Source organism: Neobacillus phoenicis, from assembly GCF_047302305.1.
Taxonomy (GTDB): Bacteria; Bacillota; Bacilli; order Bacillales; family Cytobacillaceae; genus Neobacillus.
Map to the genome: position 1 here is coordinate 4,634,033 of NZ_CP154847.1, position 16,595 is coordinate 4,650,627.

Here is a 16,595-nt window from a genome sequence, read left to right on the forward strand (position 1 = left end):
AAGAATTTAAGCATAATAATATTCCACGGGAACCGATTAAAAGTTTATTGCCTCTCCTCAAGTAGAAATACTGAGTTAGGGTTATAATGAAAGAAAAGTAATCGTAAGTGAGGTGGCAACCCTTACTATTGTAAGGTGAGATATGATTGGGATAAATGTAGGGATTATTGTTATCCTAGTTGCTTTTACCGCATTTTTTGTGGCCTCTGAATTTGCAATGGTAAAGGTACGAACAACAAGAATTGATCAATTAATCGCAGAAGGCAATACAAAAGCAGACAAAGCGAAGAAAATACTCTCCAATTTGGATGGATATTTATCCGCTACCCAAGTAGGAATTACTATTACCTCCTTAATACTCGGCTGGCTGGGGGAGCCAACCATAAGAGTATTACTTAGTCCCCTATTTGAATGGATTCAATTACCCTTTTCAATTAAACAGATTCTCTCGTTTATAGTGGCCTTTGGTGTTATCACTTATTTTAATGTTGTGGTTGGAGAACTCGCTCCTAAAACATTCGCTATCCAGAAAGCGGAACAAATCATTTTGCTATTTGCTCCAGCACTTATTTTGTTTTATAGACTAATGTATCCTTTTATTTGGGCCCTCAATAGATCAGCACGCTTTGTTACCGGTCTTTTCGGAATTGACCCAATCTCTGATCAAGATATGGTTCTTTCCGAAGAGGAACTAAGGATGATCCTTTCCCAAAGCTATGAGAGTGGAGAAATTAATCAATCAGAATATCGCTATATGAACCGAATTTTCGAGTTTGATAATCGGATTGCGAAAGAAATTATGGTACCAAGGACAGAAGTGATTACCCTTTCTAAAGATGCTTGTATGGAAGAAATTATTAATATTGTAAAGGAAGAAAAATATACAAGATATCCATTAATTGATGGGGATAAGGACAATATTTTAGGAGTAGTAAATATTAAAGAAGTACTAACGGATTGTATCCAGCAAAAATGCAGTGGGAAGGAGCCCCTCCTTCCATACTTGAAACCAGTCATTCATGTGATAGAAACGATTCCCATTCAAGAACTATTAGTAAAACTGCAAAAAAACAGAAGCCATATGGCAGTATTATCAGATGAGTATGGTGGCACAGCCGGTATTGTAACTGTTGAGGACATACTTGAAGAAATTGTGGGAGAAATACGGGATGAATTTGATTTGGACGAGCTCCCTCTTATTCAGAAAAAAGGAGAAAACAACTACGTGCTGGATGGAAAAGTATTAATTAGTGAGGTAAATGATCTTTTAGGTACCAACCTCGAAGAAGAAGAGGTTGACACGATTGGAGGCTGGTTCTTAACGCAAAAATTTGATGTACAAGAAGGAGATATCATTGAAATGGAAGGATTTGTTTTTCAACTAAAAGATATTGAAGGGCACCATATATTATATATTGAAGTTAAAAAAGCACCAACGTCTTCTGTTCAGTAGGAGGCGTTTTTTTGTGCATTTTTTTATTATAAACCTACATTATATTATTCATATTTACATTGCTTTCCCATAAAATGTTGATAACAACTACTAATTAACCAGAACGTTTGACTGTATAGTTTAAATTATTTATAATTATTGTAATTTTAATTATGTTGAGGTGGTATGATGGGGCTGTCTATCGAATTGGCGAAATAGCAGAAATAGCGCATGTGTCAAAAAGAACGATTGACTATTACACGTCTATTGGCTTATTAAAAGCAGAACGCTCTAAGTCAAATTACCGCATCTATTCGGATGATTCATTAGAGGATCTAAAATTTATAGAAGAATGCAAGAGTCTGCATTACCCTTTAGACGAGATTAGAAGAAAGCTAGAAATGAGAAAGGCAAAGAATATTCGTGAATCAGAAGTGGATAGACATGTTAGTGCAGTAACACAACAAATGAAGCAGCTTCATAGCGATTTATTTGATCTCTTACCAGTTTTAGAAAACTTGGATGAACATCAGAAGGAAAAATTAATGAACAACTTAAGCCTGCTCAGAAATGCACTAAAGACTTCACTGATGAAAGTAACGAGTTAATTTTTTTATTATATTGGGAGGTGACTCCTTACTCGTCTTACAACGGGTTAAGGGAACTTATTTGGACATATTTAACTTGGTTATTATAGCCATTTTAATTGCTTTAACTGCTTTTTTTGTAACTTCAGAATTTGCAATTGTAAAAATAAGAAGTTCAAGGATAGACCAGTTAATTGAGGAAGGAAGTTCGAAGGCAGTTTCTGCAAAAAAGGTGATTTCAAACCTGGATGAATATCTTTCTGCCTGTCAGTTAGGAATTACAATAACAGCCTTAGGTTTAGGTTGGATTGGGGAATCAACCATTGAGCATATGCTAAATCCTCTTTTCCATAAAATGAACATTCCTGAGAGTGCAACGCAAGTATTATCGGTAGGAATTGCGTTTGCAGCCATTACCTTTTTGCATGTAGTGGTTGGAGAGCTCGCACCTAAGACTTTGGCCATTCAAAAGGCTGAATTAATTACCTTAATTGTGTCACGTCCACTAATCCTCTTTTATAAAATCATGTATCCTTTTATTTGGGTACTAAATGGGGCTGCACGGGTTGTTTCCAGTATGTTTGGACTAAAGCCCGTATCAGAGAACGAAATTGCTCATACAGAGGAAGAACTTCGAATTATCCTATCTGAAAGCTATAAAAGTGGTGAAATTAACCAATCAGAGTTTAAGTATGTAAATAAAATATTTGAGTTTGATAATCGAATTGCTAAAGAAATAATGGTCCCTCGGACAGAAATGGTTTCTTTATCAAAGGATGACTCGTTAGAAACATTTCTACAGGTGTTACGAGAAGAGAAGTTTACAAGATATCCTATTATTGATGGAGATAAAGACCATATTATCGGATTAGTGAATATTAAAGAAGTGATGACTGATTTAATAGGTAATGAAAGTCTTTCTTCTCAAACATTAGAAAACTATACTCGACCAATCATTAGAGTTATAGAGACGATTCCTATTCATGACCTACTTGTAAAAATGCAAAAGGATCGAGTCCATATGGCTATATTAATGGATGAATATGGCGGTACTTCAGGCCTTGTAACTGTTGAAGATATACTCGAGGAAATTGTAGGGGAAATTCGTGACGAATTTGATATGGATGAAATTCCAGAAATCCGTAAAATAAAAGAAAACCATTATATCATTGACTCTAAGGTTTTAGTTACCGAGGTTAATGATTTATTGGGAATTGAAATTGATGATGAAGATATAGATACTATTGGCGGGTGGATCCTAACTGAAAATTATGAAGCAAAAGAAGGAGACACCATTATTCACGACGCCTTTACCTTTAAAATCCTGGATATGGAGGAACATCATATCCGGTATATTGAAGTCACAAAAATCTCCAATGATGGTGAAGCTGTCATTCAGCAAATGGCAGTGCCGAACTCAGAAGTACTGTCATAAAATAGACCGAATTAATGGTCTATTTTTTTTGCCTTGGGTGTATAAAGTTCAATGCTGATTTATAGGACTTTCGGCTCAAAAATGGAGTATTGGGACATATACCCAACCACTTCCTCCTTTTATTACATATCCTGCTCTTAAAGGAGGGATAAAACAATGAATCATGTATCAGTGTTATTTTTAGCTTGTATTTTAGCTGGGTTTGCCCTAATGAAAGTGGCAACAGTTGGATTCTTATCAAGTTTGTCATCATTTATTGTTATTGTTGGTGCACTAGTAGTTATCGTTTTTGCTCTAGCTATTATTTACCTTGGCCTTAAATCACTTACAAAAATGTAAGCGCTTAAGATTTTATTAGATAAAAAGATCATATAATATTCATCTGATTAGGCTGTCGAAAAACTCTCGGCAGCCTATTATTTTATCTACAATCTTCAACAATTCACCGCGTAAGCATTTTATAATAATTAGATTATTGGCTTCCAATTTGTCTGTTGATTGGCGCTCCAGGCACTTCGCTTTCCGCGGGCGTGCCGGGGAGCCTCCTCGTCGCTTTGCTCCTGCGGGGTCTCCCCTGCCCCGTACTCCCGCAGGAGTCTTCGTGCCTTCCGCACCAATCAACATTGTTTGTTAAAACACCAAGGACCTTTACAAAGTGAAATAAAAAGGTCAGATGAAATTCATCTGATCTTTTTTTGTATCAATATTCAAAAATTATCTGTCTTTTAATATGATGAGCTCCTCTTCCACTTTAGCAATTTTAACTAAATGTGAATCAAGCCTGCGATTAATGTGCTGAATTTCTTTACTCTGTGTGTCTTCTATTCTCTGTAGGGAATCTTTAATATCAGATAAGTCAATTTGATTGACCTCTACTCTATGTTCAATGCTATCCATCTTTTCTAGTCTGGAAAGCCTCTTTTCAATGTTCTCTAAAGTTGTATTAAATGTATGAATTAAACTTTTAATATCCGTGATATTTTCCGTTAATTTTTCAAGTTCCTTTTCCATCTCAAACACTCCTTTTACTTTACTTTTCTTTTTATTTAATTTTATCATCGTTTTCACTATCAACATGTTACAAAAACAGCAACAATAGATTTTTAGCACGAATGTGAACAAAACAAATCCAAAAAATGAACATTTTTTTAAATACATAACAGTTAATAACTGACCGTGAATTTTATCACAGGCAAAGCAATTGAAAAGTTATACTCTTTCAATATAAGGAAAAAGACAATTAATCAATCATTCTTTGCCTTTAAGGTTAAATTGATAATCAACTAGGAAAAGGTTGGTGTATAATATGTTTATTTCAATCGACGAAAAAGCTACCTCATGGTTTACGAAAGAATTTGAATTCAATAAACCATTCAGTATTCGTATGTTTCCTCAATACGCAGGATTTGGTGAGAAGCATAAAGGTTACAGCCTAGCTTTTTCTGCAGAGATTCCTGCAAATGCTGGATTTGTAAAAGAAATCAATGGAATTACCTTTTTTGTAGAAGGAAATGATGTGTGGTTCTTTGAGGATACCGAAACATACCTATCAGCTGATGACTTGGTGGATGAGATTTTAGTTACGTTTAAGGAAGAAAATAAAACTACAATTAATTAACGTTCTTGATAAAAACAAAAGGTATCCACGTTTTTAATAGTGGATACCTTTTGTTTTTATCTAAATTAATTTACTTGCTTATCTAGGCTTGGTGCCATTAGTTTTGCACTTTCAAATACAGTTTTAAGTTTTTCTTCGCCTTGTGCAAAAGTAGCATCTGATGCATCTAATGATGGTGCATCCTTTTTCAGTTCGTCCGCTTTTGCTTGGTATGATGCTGCATAATTCTTCACAGCCGCCTCAAGATCCGCTTTTTGATCTTTTAACGCATCAGGTACTTGCACACTATTTAAATCAGCAGCAACAGCTGCTGCTGCTTCACTGGCTTTTGCTTTTTCTTCAGCAGTTGGTGCATCCTCAGGTTTCGCATCTGGTGCAGCAGCCTTTGCAGCCTTTGCTAAGTATGCATTTAAATCCCCATCTTTTGCATTAATTCTCTTTCCAAGGTCCATATAGAACTTAACTAATTCTTTTTTAACATCAACTTTCGGTGCTTCTGCTTCTTTTGTTACTTCTTTCTTTTCTGTTGTTTTTGTTTCATCAGAACTTGAACATGCTGCAAGTCCAATGGCCATTGCAAATGCTGATACTACTAATAAAAACTTTTTCTTCATTCTTATTTCCCCCAATTTCTCTTTTTATGCATTGTTAATTCTACAACAACTTATCTGACGAGGAAAGTTTATAAAGGTTACAAAAAAGTGTACTTTTTTTAAAAATTTTTTCAATAAAAAAATAGATGTAACGTAATTTAGTTTTTTATATTTGTTACGTTATTAGTTTTATTTTTCAGAAAATTAGCAATAAATTGTGAACTATCTTACAATAATAACAAATTTTGATTATAATATAGATGATATAAATATTCTTATTTTCTCCACGTTCCACACTAAAGTCCATTCATTTTTTTATAAAAGGGGGTTGGACATCTTGGAACACACAAGGCCACAAATAACATTGTTTTATTTAACGTTTGATTTATCCATTCTTCTTACCACAACAATTGTTGCTATTATTGTTTTCCTCATTGCCTATCTACTGACAAGAAACTCTTCCTTACACACTCCAAATAAATGGCAGAATCTCATGGAATGGATTGTAGAGTTTGTAAAGGATATTATGAATAACTCAATTGGAAACTCTAACAATTTATTCATCTTATCCACTGGTGTAGTATTACTAATGTATCTTTTTATTTCAAATCTTTTAGGAGTACCATTTTTAATTGTTACTGTTGAAGATCATCCTGTGTCATGGTGGAAGTCTCCAACTGCAGATGCACATGTAACCATGACATTGGCAATAATGATAATAGCCTATACACATTTTATTGATATCCGTATGAATGGATTTAAACATTTTACTCTTAGCTTTTTCAAACCCTTTAAGTTCTTTTTTCCTATCAATGCTGTAGAACAACTAGCAACAACCTTAACCTTAGGGTTACGCTTGTTTGGAAATATTTATGCAGGGGAAATCCTTCTTACCCTGTTAGCTAATGCGGTAAACCATGGTTTTATTGTAGCTGCTCTTGCATCCGTCCCTATGTTGATTTGGCAGGCTTTTTGTATCTTTATTGGCGCAATACAGGCTTATATTTTTGTCACGTTAACAATGGTTTATATTGCTCACCGATTAACATAATATTTTGAAGGGAGTTGATTATTTTGGGCGACTTTTCATTATTCGGACTTCCAGTTTCTTTAGGGACGATGATTTATCAAGCTATCATTTTTACCATACTTGTCTTTATATTAAAAAAGCTGGTTTTTAAAAAGATGGTGGATACTCTTGAGAAGAGGAAACACCACATCGAAAAACAGCTACTTTTAACGGAACAGTATAAGCAGGAAGCTGAAAAAAACTTAGAAGCGAGCAAAGACGTTCTTAAACAGGCAAAAAAAGAGGCCAGAGAGATCCGAGCGTATACTGAGGATGAAGCAAAACTAATTATTCATGACGCCAAAGAAGAGGCCAAAGATATATTAAAAAAAGCAAAAGAAGAAGCCTTTTTGCAGCATGCCCGACCCTTTTCACACTCAGCTCAAATAAAAGAGGGGGCATAATGTATGAAACACAAATTTACTAAATATTTTGGTAGAATTACGGAAATCCTAGAAATTGGACTTGAAGAGAAATGGATTTATGTTCATTACACAAAAGGTTCTATTGAAAAAACAGCGTGTCTTTTAAAGAATGAAAATAAATCAGAGGAAGCATATCTTGAGGCTTTTCTCGATGAAAATAAGGTGTCTGAGGAAATGAGAAAAGAAATTAAAGCATTTTTTAAAAATGGACAGTCACATGGAGATACACATTGGAATGAATCCACAAACTTTCTAATGAAAGCCGTATCCTTGAATATGGTTTTTGGTATAGCTATTGCTATCTCCATTTTTGCTGGCTATAAGTTAGGTGATGTATTAGATAGTCGTTATGATATCTACCCAGTTTTTACTCTAATTGGGATATTTCTAGGCATAGGTGTTGGTGGGGCTACCGTTTATTCATTGGTTCATAAATATTTTCAAACCTCACCAAAAAAAGATGTATCAGAATCAAAATCGGCACAAAATAAAGACTATCCTGTTATTGAGGTTAGTATTGATGAGGTTCGAAAAGCCGTTAGAACCTTTTCGGATAATTTACCAAAGGGTGTCTACAGGACCATTATTGTTCAAGAGGATAACAGTATTGACTTTAACCAACTTGCTCCAATCCTCGGAGGTATTCCATCTAAAAAGTACTACATGTCTAAAGAAACCTATGATTTATTTGAAGAAAATGAAAAACAAATCCCTATCGAAATGGACATGGTGCAAAAAGCTGTTGATCAATATGTAAAGGACCATAAGGAGTTTCCTATGTTAAAATTTGATCCCCAGCACAGAGTGAATTATTATCAGTTATTACAGGACCACTATTTAAAGAAAGCACCCGAAATTCAGTTTTATCTCACAGACCTAGATGGATTAATCACTCATATAAAACCACAGAAAAAAAACTCCTCTCTTACTTGAGAGGAGTTTTTTCTTCTTAAATCCTTGTAATCATAAATATCGAATGTTTTTTTTTGCTTTTTTTTCTGCTAAATTGAGATAATAGCAATAGATAACTATTTATAAAGGGGTACAAGTATGCAAAAACAGAAAAACAAATCGCAGCATTTAGCAACAATTTCTCTCGCTGTGATGGGAGTAGGTTTTCTAGCTACCCTTCCATTACAGCATTCAATATGGGGTATGATTTTACAGGGAGGATTTGAAGCGGGGCTTGTAGGTGGTTTGGCTGACTGGTTCGCTGTGACTGCTTTATTTCGGCACCCGTTAGGTATTCCCATTCCACACACAGCGCTTCTGCCAAAAAATCGAAAAAGAATAATTGCTGGAATTATCTCCATGCTAGAAAATGATTGGTTAACCAAAGAAAGTATACGAAGTAAAATTGAGACCATTCCTTTTACTGAAAAATTATTTGCTCTTGTTAAGAAAGAAATTACCTCTCAAGGGGTAAAGGACAATCTCATTACACTTATTCAGCATTTTATTATGAAAGTCGATAGTAAAAAAATAGCGCCAATGATTGAAAAAGAAATAAAGCAGCATTTAATTAAACTAGATAGTAAAGACTATCTTCCACTTCTGATAGATCAAGTGATGGTCAGAAAATATGATGAAAAAACACTTGATTATATACTAAAAGAAATTGACGAATGGGCTCAAAAGGATAGTACAAAATATAGGCTTGGCGGAATGGCAGTCGATGCCGTTGAAAATATTAAAGCAGATGGATTTATGCAGTTCGCTTTAAAATCCTTTAGCAGTCTGGTAAATGAAGAAAAGCTAGGTAATATTATTCAAAACCTTATTTTAAAAGGGGTTGATAGCTACCGTGACCCTTCTAATCAAAATAGACAATCGTTAATTAGTCATATTCACACCAAACTGCATTCGATAAAAAATGATGAACAGTTGTATGGTGAACTAAATAACCTCAAAACACATCTAATTGATAAATGGGAACCACAAGAACAAATAACTGAAATTCTAAATCAGTTTCAGAAAAAGGCCCTTGATTTTGTATCAGAACCTACCTTTTTCAATGAATACCTGCTTCCCATTATAAAAAATAGTTTGGAACAACTGGAGGCAAATCCAGAAAAGATTAGTCAGCTTGAGGGATGGATTAATACGCAAATTTCTAATTTTGTAGATAAAAATCACGAAAAAATTGGCAAGTTGGTAGAAGAAAACTTAGAAAAGCTCGATGACAAAACACTCATCAGAATGGTGGAAACAAACGTCGGTAAAGACCTTCAATGGATCCGTGTAAACGGGGCTGTATGTGGGTTTCTGATAGGACTAGTATTAGTGGGAATTAAAGCCTTTTTCTAAGGAAGAGCAACCAAAATGGTTGCTCTTTTTCATTCAAAAAACCTCCTTTGTCCCTAAAATTCAAAGTTCTTTTTCACATTTCTGTCACATATTTACTACTGTAGGTACTATTTTTAGGTAAAAGGAGGCAGGAAAATGGGCATAAAGTTTATTAAAATATCTGTCTGTTATTTTGTCGTTGGGGTATGTTTAGGCATGTTTATGTCAATGACCGGGAAGTTTGATTTTACTCCTGTCCACGTTCATATTAATCTATTAGGATGGACGGCCATGACTCTTGCTGGACTTATTTATGTAGCTTTTCCTAACGCAGCGGAAACAACTCTAGCAAAGGTTCACTTTTGGCTCCATAACATTGCATTGCCAATCATGATGATTGGGCTCGCCCTTTTACTTTCTGGAGTAAAAGCTGCAGGGCCTGCAGTTGCGGTCGGTGGAACCCTAATGGTATTAGGCATTATCCTTTTTGCTATTAACATTCTTAAGAATGTGAAGAACTAATTGTCTTTGTTATCATACTCTAATTCAAATTTCCTCTATTAAAATAAGAAGACACCGAAAATCTGTGGATTAGGCTGTCGAAAACTTTCGATAGCCTTTATTTCACATGAAATCTCTATCGATTCACCGCGTTAATTTTCTATGATACTATTATTATATAGGGCTTTCAATAAGTATGTTGATTTCCGCTCCAGGCGGCTTCGCTTTCCGCGGGGTCTCCCCGCGGAAAGCGAGTACCCAGAGCGGAAATCAACAGGCCCGTTAGCATGGACAATCTTATAATAATCAGTATTTCAGGTCGGATATAAATGAAAAATTGCCGAGAAAATATAATCTTTCTCGACAATCTGAGACACCGGAATATCTGGTGTCTTTTTAATATCCTCTAAAAACATATTGTTCTTTTGGAGCCGTGGTCTTTGACCATTCTTTAACCTTTAAATAAGGAATATTCATTTTAAAAGGTTGATAATAAATCGTTGAGACTTCCCCTTTTACTCGGATCCACTCATCATTTTTTAGAGTGGTTCCCTTTGGCATGTCAACAAGCATCCCGAACACACCTGAGTCAGCAATACAATGAATGACTCCGAAACGGAAAACAAAAAGCTGATTCTTTTCTACTGTTTCACTATCCTTAAAAACAAAGCCTTTAAATTCTATTTCTTTCCCAAGAAAATCTCCTGAGTAATTATAAATGGTTTCCATTGCCTTTAAATAGTTTTCATCATTTATAACAATGGTCTCTTTATTGATATACTTCTTTTTTTCTTTTTCCATTAGCACATCGTACGTATCTTTTCCATAATAGACACTCGTATCAGGACGTAGGAATTGTTGCTGCATGAACGAATCCCCTTTTCCTTCATCATAAATAGGAAAATGAAACCCTTTCGCCTTAACAATATTACTATCAAGTGTGGCTATCGGAAAAAATAGGCCAGAGATAATGGGAAAAGCAAAAATCGGATAAATGATTAGCTTTTTGTACCATTTGTCTTCCTTCGCATGATTATGTCCACAATGTTCATGGCCACACTCATGCTCTTTTGACTGATCCTTGTTCTGCATGAATATTTGAACAATCGTTAAAACCAACAGGGCATAGCCTGCCGTTGCAGATAAATAGGAATATTTCATATTAATATACTTATTAATATCTCCAGTTATATGCAAATGAAATAAAAAATAAGTAAAACCAATGAGTATTAAGCTTCTTATCATAATAATCACTCCTTAAAACAATAAAGAGTATAGAAAAACAATGACTGTCACGCCGGTCACTATCATAAATACCAACCGCTTTTTAAATGTTGCCAACATCATCATTAAATTTTTGATATCAATCATAGGTCCAAATACTAAAAAGGCTAACAGTGATCCTGTAGAAAAAGTTGTTCTGAACGACGATGCAATAAAGGCATCCGCTTCTGAACATAGAGATAGAATGAATGATAGTGTCATCATCACGAAAGAAGATGAAACTGGGCCTTGACCTATAGAAACAAGTGTAGCTGTTTTAACATACGTTTGTACGGCTGCAGCAATTAAGGACCCAATAATTAAATACTTTCCCATTGAGAAAAATTCTTCTACTGCATGCTCAAGTGTTTGCCAAATTTTCTTTAACAAACTCTTCTCTCGATGTACATGATGGTGATGAAATTGTTCTTTAAATGGTGAATCCTTATAGCCATAAGCGATTAATATACCTACCAGAATGGAAACAACGATGGCCCCTATTGCACGATAAATCGCTATTTTCCAATCGCTTCCGAATGCGATATATGTCGCAAACAAAACAACCGGATTAATAATCGGCGCAGTTAACATAAAAGCAATCCCAGCTGAGATGGGTACACCCTTTGATACTAAACGACTAACAATGGGAACAATCCCGCATTCACATGATGGAAATAAAATCCCTAGAAAACAAGCAAAAATGACCGCTAGGATTTTATTTTTTGGCATAATCTTCGCTATCATTTCTTCTGTAACAAAAATTTGAATGATACCAGAAATCAGAACTCCCAGCGTCACAAAAGGCAATGCCTCAATCAGGATTGAAATAAATATCGTGTTCATTTGCAAGAATGATTGCGGTAATGTTATTCCAAACATAGTAGTCCTCCTATTACCCATAATCATGAAGTCTACTATACTCTTATTTTATTAGGACGTCCAACGAAAAATATGGTCTTATGTGATAAATTTTCCCAAAACAATGAGGCTGATCTCTTTAGCAATAAGTCAGCCTCTTTGTGAGCTATCTTGTCTCAAGGATTTCTTTCCTTAGTTTTACCTTTTCTTCATCCCTTTTCCTATAATCATAATTATAAATAGCTTCTTCCCAATCTCCGTACATTGGATTAGGTAGCATGATGAATTTACTCCCCCAACTATCTTTGTATTTCTCAGTTTTCTTTATTCTTTCTGTAACGGATAGTCCTTCAAATTCACTAAAATCACCTAAATTATCACCAAATAATAGAACAATGTCATGTGTTTTGGCTACATATTTACGTCTTGACTCTTTCCCTTTTTCACCAGGTTGAAGTAAAAGGACATGTTCTCCATCTGCTTGTGGAGCGCCAACCTTTTGTAAGTTATTAATTGTTGCCTTCTTTTGTGCTTCGAAACGGTTTGTTATGTAATATATCTCAATTCCTTTAGAATCAGCATAGTTTAAGAATTCAAGTGCACCGGGAAGAGGTTTGTCTTCTGCGCGGTCAAACCACTTGCTCCAATCAAAGGGATTTCCATTCCCTGAAACAGCATACGAAGCCAAGTATGGACTATTGTCTAATATCGTTTCATCAATATCCAGAACAATAGCAGGCTTTAAGTTAGTGCGGTTCTTCTTTTTGCTTAAGTATTCATCTAATCTTAGTTTTCCTAAGTTATACCCTTGATAATATAAAGCTTTAGCTTCACCAGATTTTTGAAACCATAATACAGACATTGTATTTTGTTCATGCAGCTTGACTGGTGTCCCTTGGACAGTTTGGGCCTTCGAATAGCTGCAGCATCCTAGATATACTGAAATTGTTACGCAAATCGAAAACCATTTTTTCACTGAGGTCCCTCCACATTTTTTTCTTGTTAGTATGGAAAAAAAATTCTTTTTTACTCACTTTACATTTTCCTATTTTTTCTATATAGTTTACTTATCAACTGATAAGTATTTTATTTGAAAGGACCCGCTATCTAAAATGGGTAAAGATTCTAAGTATACTGGTGAAATAAATCCAAAAGAAACCTATCAACTCATAATCAAAACTGCTGAGCGTTTATTTATGGAATATGGGTATCGTGCTGTATCCACTAGACAAATTGCAGACCTTTGCGATATTACCCAACCCGCTTTATACCATCACTTTAAAAACAAACAAACACTCTATGTAGCGGTAATCGAGCATGTACTCCACCATACGGAAAAGGATCTAAATGGTATTCTTGCTCAATTTACAACGTTTCAAGAAAGGCTCATTCAAATCACCACCTATATGATGGATCAATTCGAAATGGATATGTCGCAAATGTTTCATGATATGCATCATGAGCTGAGTCTTGATGATCAGCAGCGAGTTCATCAGCTTTGGGTAAAAGGATTTCTTATGCCCATTGTAACGATGATTAATGATGGAGTTTCCAATGGAGAAATAAAGAATCCAGAAGAGCTTGACTCGAATTCAACTGAAATGGCCTTTTTAATACTCAACATTATTAAATCCATTCTGCAGCCTTCCAATATGGGGAGCTTGCCAAAGCATGAACAAACTGCCATGGTCAAGCATAAAGCCAGTCTCATTGTTGAAATATTTTTAAAAGGGATTAGTCGTTAAAAAGAAGGCTGAATATAACAGCCTTTTCTCTTTACTTATCGCTTATCAATTGATAAGGAAAATTTACGATTGGAGTGAACATCTTTGGAGAAAAAATGGATAGAAAGATATGGCAATGCCGTCAGTGGTAAGAAAGGAAGATGGATTGTCCTTTTGGCTTGGCTCGTTCTTGCCGCCGTGCTAAACGTTACTCTTCCTCAAGCCAATTCTCAAAAGAATGAAATGGCACCAAATTTAGAGAAGGAAACTTGGTCGGAGCAAGCAAACATAATTGCCGAGAAGGAGTTTCCAGCAAGTTCAGGGACTCCTGCGCTCCTAACCTGGTACCAAGCTTCAGGGATAACGGACAATGATCTTTCCCTTATTCAGCAATATACAAAGGACTTAACGGATAATCCAGTTTCCTCGCAGGATACAATTGTTCCTTTTTATCAGTTTCCATTGCCTGTTCTAAAGGAACAGTTATCTAAGGATGGAACAACGCTCATTTTGCCCATTACCTTTAAAAAGGGATCAGACAAGGAAAAAATTGCAGAAGGAATAAAACAATTAAAAGAAAGATCTGCTTCGATATTTTCAACAGATCCAACGAAAGCAAAAATCAAAGATGCAAACAAGTTAATACTTCGCGTAACAGGTCCCGCTGGTATCGCGCAAGATGCAACAGAGCTTTTTAGTCAGGGTGACCTTTCCCTACTTCTTGGTACAGTTGCAATTGTTCTAGTCCTATTACTAGTCATTTACCGCTCTCCTATTTTAGCTTTTATTCCTTTACTTGGAGTAGGTATTGCCTATGGTGTCATAAGCCCGATACTTGGTGGAATTGGTAAGGCAGGCTGGGTTGTTTTTGATTCACAAGCACTTTCTATCATGACCGTCCTCCTTTTTGGAGCTGGTACAGACTATTGCTTATTTCTCATCTCTAGATTTAGAAGCTATTTAGAAGTGGAAAAAGATAAACGTGTGGCAATGATCCGCTCCTTAAAAGGTTCGTCAGGAGCCATTGCTATGAGTGGTCTAACGGTTGTCTTTTCATTGTTAGTGTTATTGTTATCCAAATACGGGGCCATCCATCGTTTTGCTATTCCTTTTAGCATATCAATATTAATTATGATGATTGCCAGCTTAACCTTGATTCCAGCTTTATTAAGCATTTTTGGCAGAGTCTCCTTCTTCCCGCTCATCCCACGTACAACAGAGATGCAAGAAGAACGTGCACGTAAAAAAGGAAAATCCATCCCAGTAAAAAGAAAGAAAGAAGGGTTTGGATTAAAGCTTGGAGATTTCATTATTAAAAGACCGAAGCTTCTAATGACGGCTACCATTCTCTTTCTATGTGTATTCGCTTTATTCTCAACTAAAATCCAATATACGTACGATACCTTATCTTCTTTTCCAAAGGATATGCCATCAAGAGAGGGATTTGATTTAATTGCTGAGCACTTCAATCCTGGTGAGCTTGCCCCTGTTCAAGTGATCCTGCAAACAGACGGGAAAGAAAGTTCAGTTAAAACTGGTGTAGAAAAGCTGCCATACGTAGTACATGTCTCTGATCCAAATCAAGGAGCCAAAGATCAAAATATCGTTAGCTACAATGTGGAATTAGACGTTAATCCATACTCAAATGAAGCCATGGATTATATCCCTGACCTCCGTAAGAAAATTGAATCTATCATGAAACATGATGGTATTGCTGATTCTTCTAAAAAAGTTTGGATAGGTGGTCAAACTGCCGTGCAATTTGATACCAGACAAACGACAACAGATGATGCATTTGTTATCATCCCCATCGTCATTGGTATCATTGCCTTACTTTTATTAGTCTATCTTCGCTCAATTACTAGCATGCTTTATTTAATTGGAACGGTTCTGTTATCATACTTCAGTGCGCTTGGCCTTGGTTGGGTCGTTTTGCATTATCTTTTTGATGTAGACGCAATCCAAGGATTTATTCCTCTTTATTCTTTTGTATTTATTGTCGCATTAGGGGAAGATTACAATATCTTTATGATTTCGAGTATTTGGAAAAAGAGCAAGGAAATGCCCCTTCTTCAAGCCATTAAAGAAGGAGTGGCTGAATCCGGTGCTGTGATTACCTCTGCAGGATTAATTCTCGCAGGAACCTTTGCCATTCTAACTACTCTTCCAATTCAAGTACTAGTCCACTTTGGCACGATCACAGCAATCGGCGTCTTGTTAGACACTTTTATTGTTCGTCCATTACTTGTTCCAGCACTGACAGTACAGCTCGGTAAATGGGCATTTTGGCCCTCTAAACGAAATCTGTTGGCGGTTGAACGAAACACTGAAAAATAAAGTCATATCAAAAAGCAGTGGAGAAAAAAATTAGCGATTGGCATCATTATTATGAAAGAGGATCCTCACTTATCGGCTGGGGGATCAGGTTATGCACCCGAGCTGATAAATAGACGGAAAAATTCCGCTTAATTAGAAATTTGTATTAAAAAAAGCGTAAATAGGCGGAGAAATTCCGCCTATTTACTCGAAAAGTGTGAAAAAGGGGAGGTTTTTCTTTGCATAAGCGGAAAAATTCCGCTTATTTACCCCGAAACGAGCTCCATTTTTAAATTTAAGCGGAAAAACTCCGCTTATTTACTTTTGCTGGTTACTCGTTTAAGAACGAAACATCTTACTTTTAAAAGGCAGTGAGTATCTCTCAAAAATCCAAGAGAACCGTATCACAAGTAAGTGAGGTTTTATATAAATAAGGTTATTGTATTCCTAATAAAGAAACTCGCCAATTACTATGGCGAGTTATACTT

General features: G+C 35.6%; 17 protein-coding genes. 12 read left to right on the forward strand and 5 right to left on the reverse strand.

The features are described 5' to 3' along the window. Positions 1-142: 142 nt before the first annotated feature. The 4 genes from AA0X95_RS23730 (at position 143) to AA0X95_RS23745 (ending at position 3,793) form a co-directional block, all read left to right on the forward strand. Positions 143-1,453, forward strand: a complete 1,311-nt coding sequence (locus AA0X95_RS23730) for a hemolysin family protein (RefSeq protein WP_413302334.1) — start codon at positions 143-145, stop codon at positions 1,451-1,453. Positions 1,454-1,605: 152 nt separating this feature from the next. Then, positions 1,606-2,040 (forward strand): MerR family transcriptional regulator, encoded by a 435-nt coding sequence (locus AA0X95_RS23735; RefSeq protein WP_413302336.1) that lies wholly within the window; start codon positions 1,606-1,608, stop codon positions 2,038-2,040. A 61-nt stretch (positions 2,041-2,101) separates the two neighbouring features. Continuing rightward, on the forward strand, positions 2,102-3,454 hold the full coding sequence (locus AA0X95_RS23740) for a hemolysin family protein (protein WP_413302339.1): 1,353 nt from the start codon (positions 2,102-2,104) through the stop codon (positions 3,452-3,454). A 156-nt stretch (positions 3,455-3,610) separates the two neighbouring features. Then, on the forward strand, positions 3,611-3,793 hold the full coding sequence (locus AA0X95_RS23745; protein WP_413302342.1) for a hypothetical protein: 183 nt from the start codon (positions 3,611-3,613) through the stop codon (positions 3,791-3,793). Positions 3,794-4,168: 375 nt separating this feature from the next. Here the strand turns inward: AA0X95_RS23745 and AA0X95_RS23750 are convergent, their stop codons facing one another. Continuing rightward, complete coding sequence (locus AA0X95_RS23750; protein ID WP_413302345.1) at positions 4,169-4,465, reverse strand: hypothetical protein; 297 nt, start codon at positions 4,463-4,465, stop codon at positions 4,169-4,171. Positions 4,466-4,760: 295 nt separating this feature from the next. Between AA0X95_RS23750 and AA0X95_RS23755 the strand changes: the two genes are divergently transcribed. Continuing rightward, a complete protein-coding gene (locus tag AA0X95_RS23755; RefSeq protein WP_413302348.1) occupies positions 4,761-5,072 on the forward strand; it encodes a HesB/YadR/YfhF family protein in 312 nt (103 codons plus the stop codon). Between the two features lie 65 nt (positions 5,073-5,137). On the opposite strand, the gene AA0X95_RS23760 is transcribed toward AA0X95_RS23755, so the two are convergent. Continuing rightward, entirely contained in the window at positions 5,138-5,686 is a 549-nt protein-coding gene (locus AA0X95_RS23760; protein ID WP_413302351.1) for a hypothetical protein, read from the reverse strand. Between the two features lie 316 nt (positions 5,687-6,002). On the opposite strand from AA0X95_RS23760, the gene atpB reads away from it, so the two are divergent. The 5 genes from atpB (at position 6,003) to AA0X95_RS23785 (ending at position 9,967) form a co-directional block, all read left to right on the forward strand. Continuing rightward, positions 6,003-6,716: a F0F1 ATP synthase subunit A gene (gene atpB, locus AA0X95_RS23765; protein ID WP_413302353.1), complete on the forward strand. Its 714-nt coding sequence runs from the start codon at positions 6,003-6,005 to the stop codon at positions 6,714-6,716. 23 nt (positions 6,717-6,739) lie between these two features. After that, positions 6,740-7,138 (forward strand): ATP synthase F0 subunit B, encoded by a 399-nt coding sequence (locus AA0X95_RS23770; protein WP_413302356.1) that lies wholly within the window; start codon positions 6,740-6,742, stop codon positions 7,136-7,138. Between the two features lie 3 nt (positions 7,139-7,141). Further along, positions 7,142-8,092, forward strand: a complete 951-nt coding sequence (locus AA0X95_RS23775; RefSeq protein ID WP_413302358.1) for an AtpZ/AtpI family protein — start codon at positions 7,142-7,144, stop codon at positions 8,090-8,092. Positions 8,093-8,209: 117 nt separating this feature from the next. After that, positions 8,210-9,466, forward strand: coding sequence for a DUF445 domain-containing protein (locus AA0X95_RS23780; RefSeq protein ID WP_413302360.1), 1,257 nt, complete (start codon positions 8,210-8,212; stop codon positions 9,464-9,466). 135 nt (positions 9,467-9,601) lie between these two features. Further along, positions 9,602-9,967, forward strand: coding sequence for a cytochrome-c oxidase (locus AA0X95_RS23785; protein WP_413302363.1), 366 nt, complete (start codon positions 9,602-9,604; stop codon positions 9,965-9,967). A 375-nt stretch (positions 9,968-10,342) separates the two neighbouring features. On the opposite strand, the gene AA0X95_RS23790 is transcribed toward AA0X95_RS23785, so the two are convergent. From AA0X95_RS23790 to AA0X95_RS23800, 3 genes are all read right to left on the reverse strand, one after another. After that, complete coding sequence (locus tag AA0X95_RS23790; protein ID WP_413302366.1) at positions 10,343-11,191, reverse strand: TIGR03943 family putative permease subunit; 849 nt, start codon at positions 11,189-11,191, stop codon at positions 10,343-10,345. Between the two features lie 12 nt (positions 11,192-11,203). Next, complete coding sequence (locus AA0X95_RS23795) at positions 11,204-12,088, reverse strand: permease (protein WP_413302369.1); 885 nt, start codon at positions 12,086-12,088, stop codon at positions 11,204-11,206. 145 nt (positions 12,089-12,233) lie between these two features. After that, entirely contained in the window at positions 12,234-13,043 is an 810-nt protein-coding gene (locus AA0X95_RS23800) for a 5'-nucleotidase, lipoprotein e(P4) family (RefSeq protein WP_413302373.1), read from the reverse strand. A 136-nt stretch (positions 13,044-13,179) separates the two neighbouring features. Between AA0X95_RS23800 and AA0X95_RS23805 the strand changes: the two genes are divergently transcribed. Further along, positions 13,180-13,812, forward strand: a complete 633-nt coding sequence (locus tag AA0X95_RS23805; RefSeq protein ID WP_413302376.1) for a TetR/AcrR family transcriptional regulator — start codon at positions 13,180-13,182, stop codon at positions 13,810-13,812. 84 nt (positions 13,813-13,896) lie between these two features. Then, positions 13,897-16,128, forward strand: coding sequence for an MMPL family transporter (locus AA0X95_RS23810; RefSeq protein ID WP_413302379.1), 2,232 nt, complete (start codon positions 13,897-13,899; stop codon positions 16,126-16,128). The last annotated feature ends 467 nt before the right edge of the window (positions 16,129-16,595 follow it).

Bases quoted from the DNA above. Each gene is read 5' to 3' on its own strand.
- AA0X95_RS23785 (WP_413302363.1), top strand. From the start codon at position 9,602: ATGGGCATAAAGTTTATTAAAATATCTGTCTGTTATTTTGTCGTTGGG.
- AA0X95_RS23730 (WP_413302334.1), top strand. From the start codon at position 143: ATGATTGGGATAAATGTAGGGATTATTGTTATCCTAGTTGCTTTTACC.
- AA0X95_RS23805 (WP_413302376.1), top strand. From the start codon at position 13,180: ATGGGTAAAGATTCTAAGTATACTGGTGAAATAAATCCAAAAGAAACC.
- AA0X95_RS23780 (WP_413302360.1), top strand. From the start codon at position 8,210: ATGCAAAAACAGAAAAACAAATCGCAGCATTTAGCAACAATTTCTCTC.
- AA0X95_RS23750 (WP_413302345.1), bottom strand. From the start codon at position 4,465: ATGGAAAAGGAACTTGAAAAATTAACGGAAAATATCACGGATATTAAA.
- AA0X95_RS23755 (WP_413302348.1), top strand. From the start codon at position 4,761: ATGTTTATTTCAATCGACGAAAAAGCTACCTCATGGTTTACGAAAGAA.
- AA0X95_RS23790 (WP_413302366.1), bottom strand. From the start codon at position 11,191: ATGATAAGAAGCTTAATACTCATTGGTTTTACTTATTTTTTATTTCAT.
- AA0X95_RS23795 (WP_413302369.1), bottom strand. From the start codon at position 12,088: ATGTTTGGAATAACATTACCGCAATCATTCTTGCAAATGAACACGATA.
- AA0X95_RS23735 (WP_413302336.1), top strand. From the start codon at position 1,606: ATGTTGAGGTGGTATGATGGGGCTGTCTATCGAATTGGCGAAATAGCA.
- AA0X95_RS23760 (WP_413302351.1), bottom strand. From the start codon at position 5,686: ATGAAGAAAAAGTTTTTATTAGTAGTATCAGCATTTGCAATGGCCATT.
- AA0X95_RS23775 (WP_413302358.1), top strand. From the start codon at position 7,142: ATGAAACACAAATTTACTAAATATTTTGGTAGAATTACGGAAATCCTA.
- AA0X95_RS23745 (WP_413302342.1), top strand. From the start codon at position 3,611: ATGAATCATGTATCAGTGTTATTTTTAGCTTGTATTTTAGCTGGGTTT.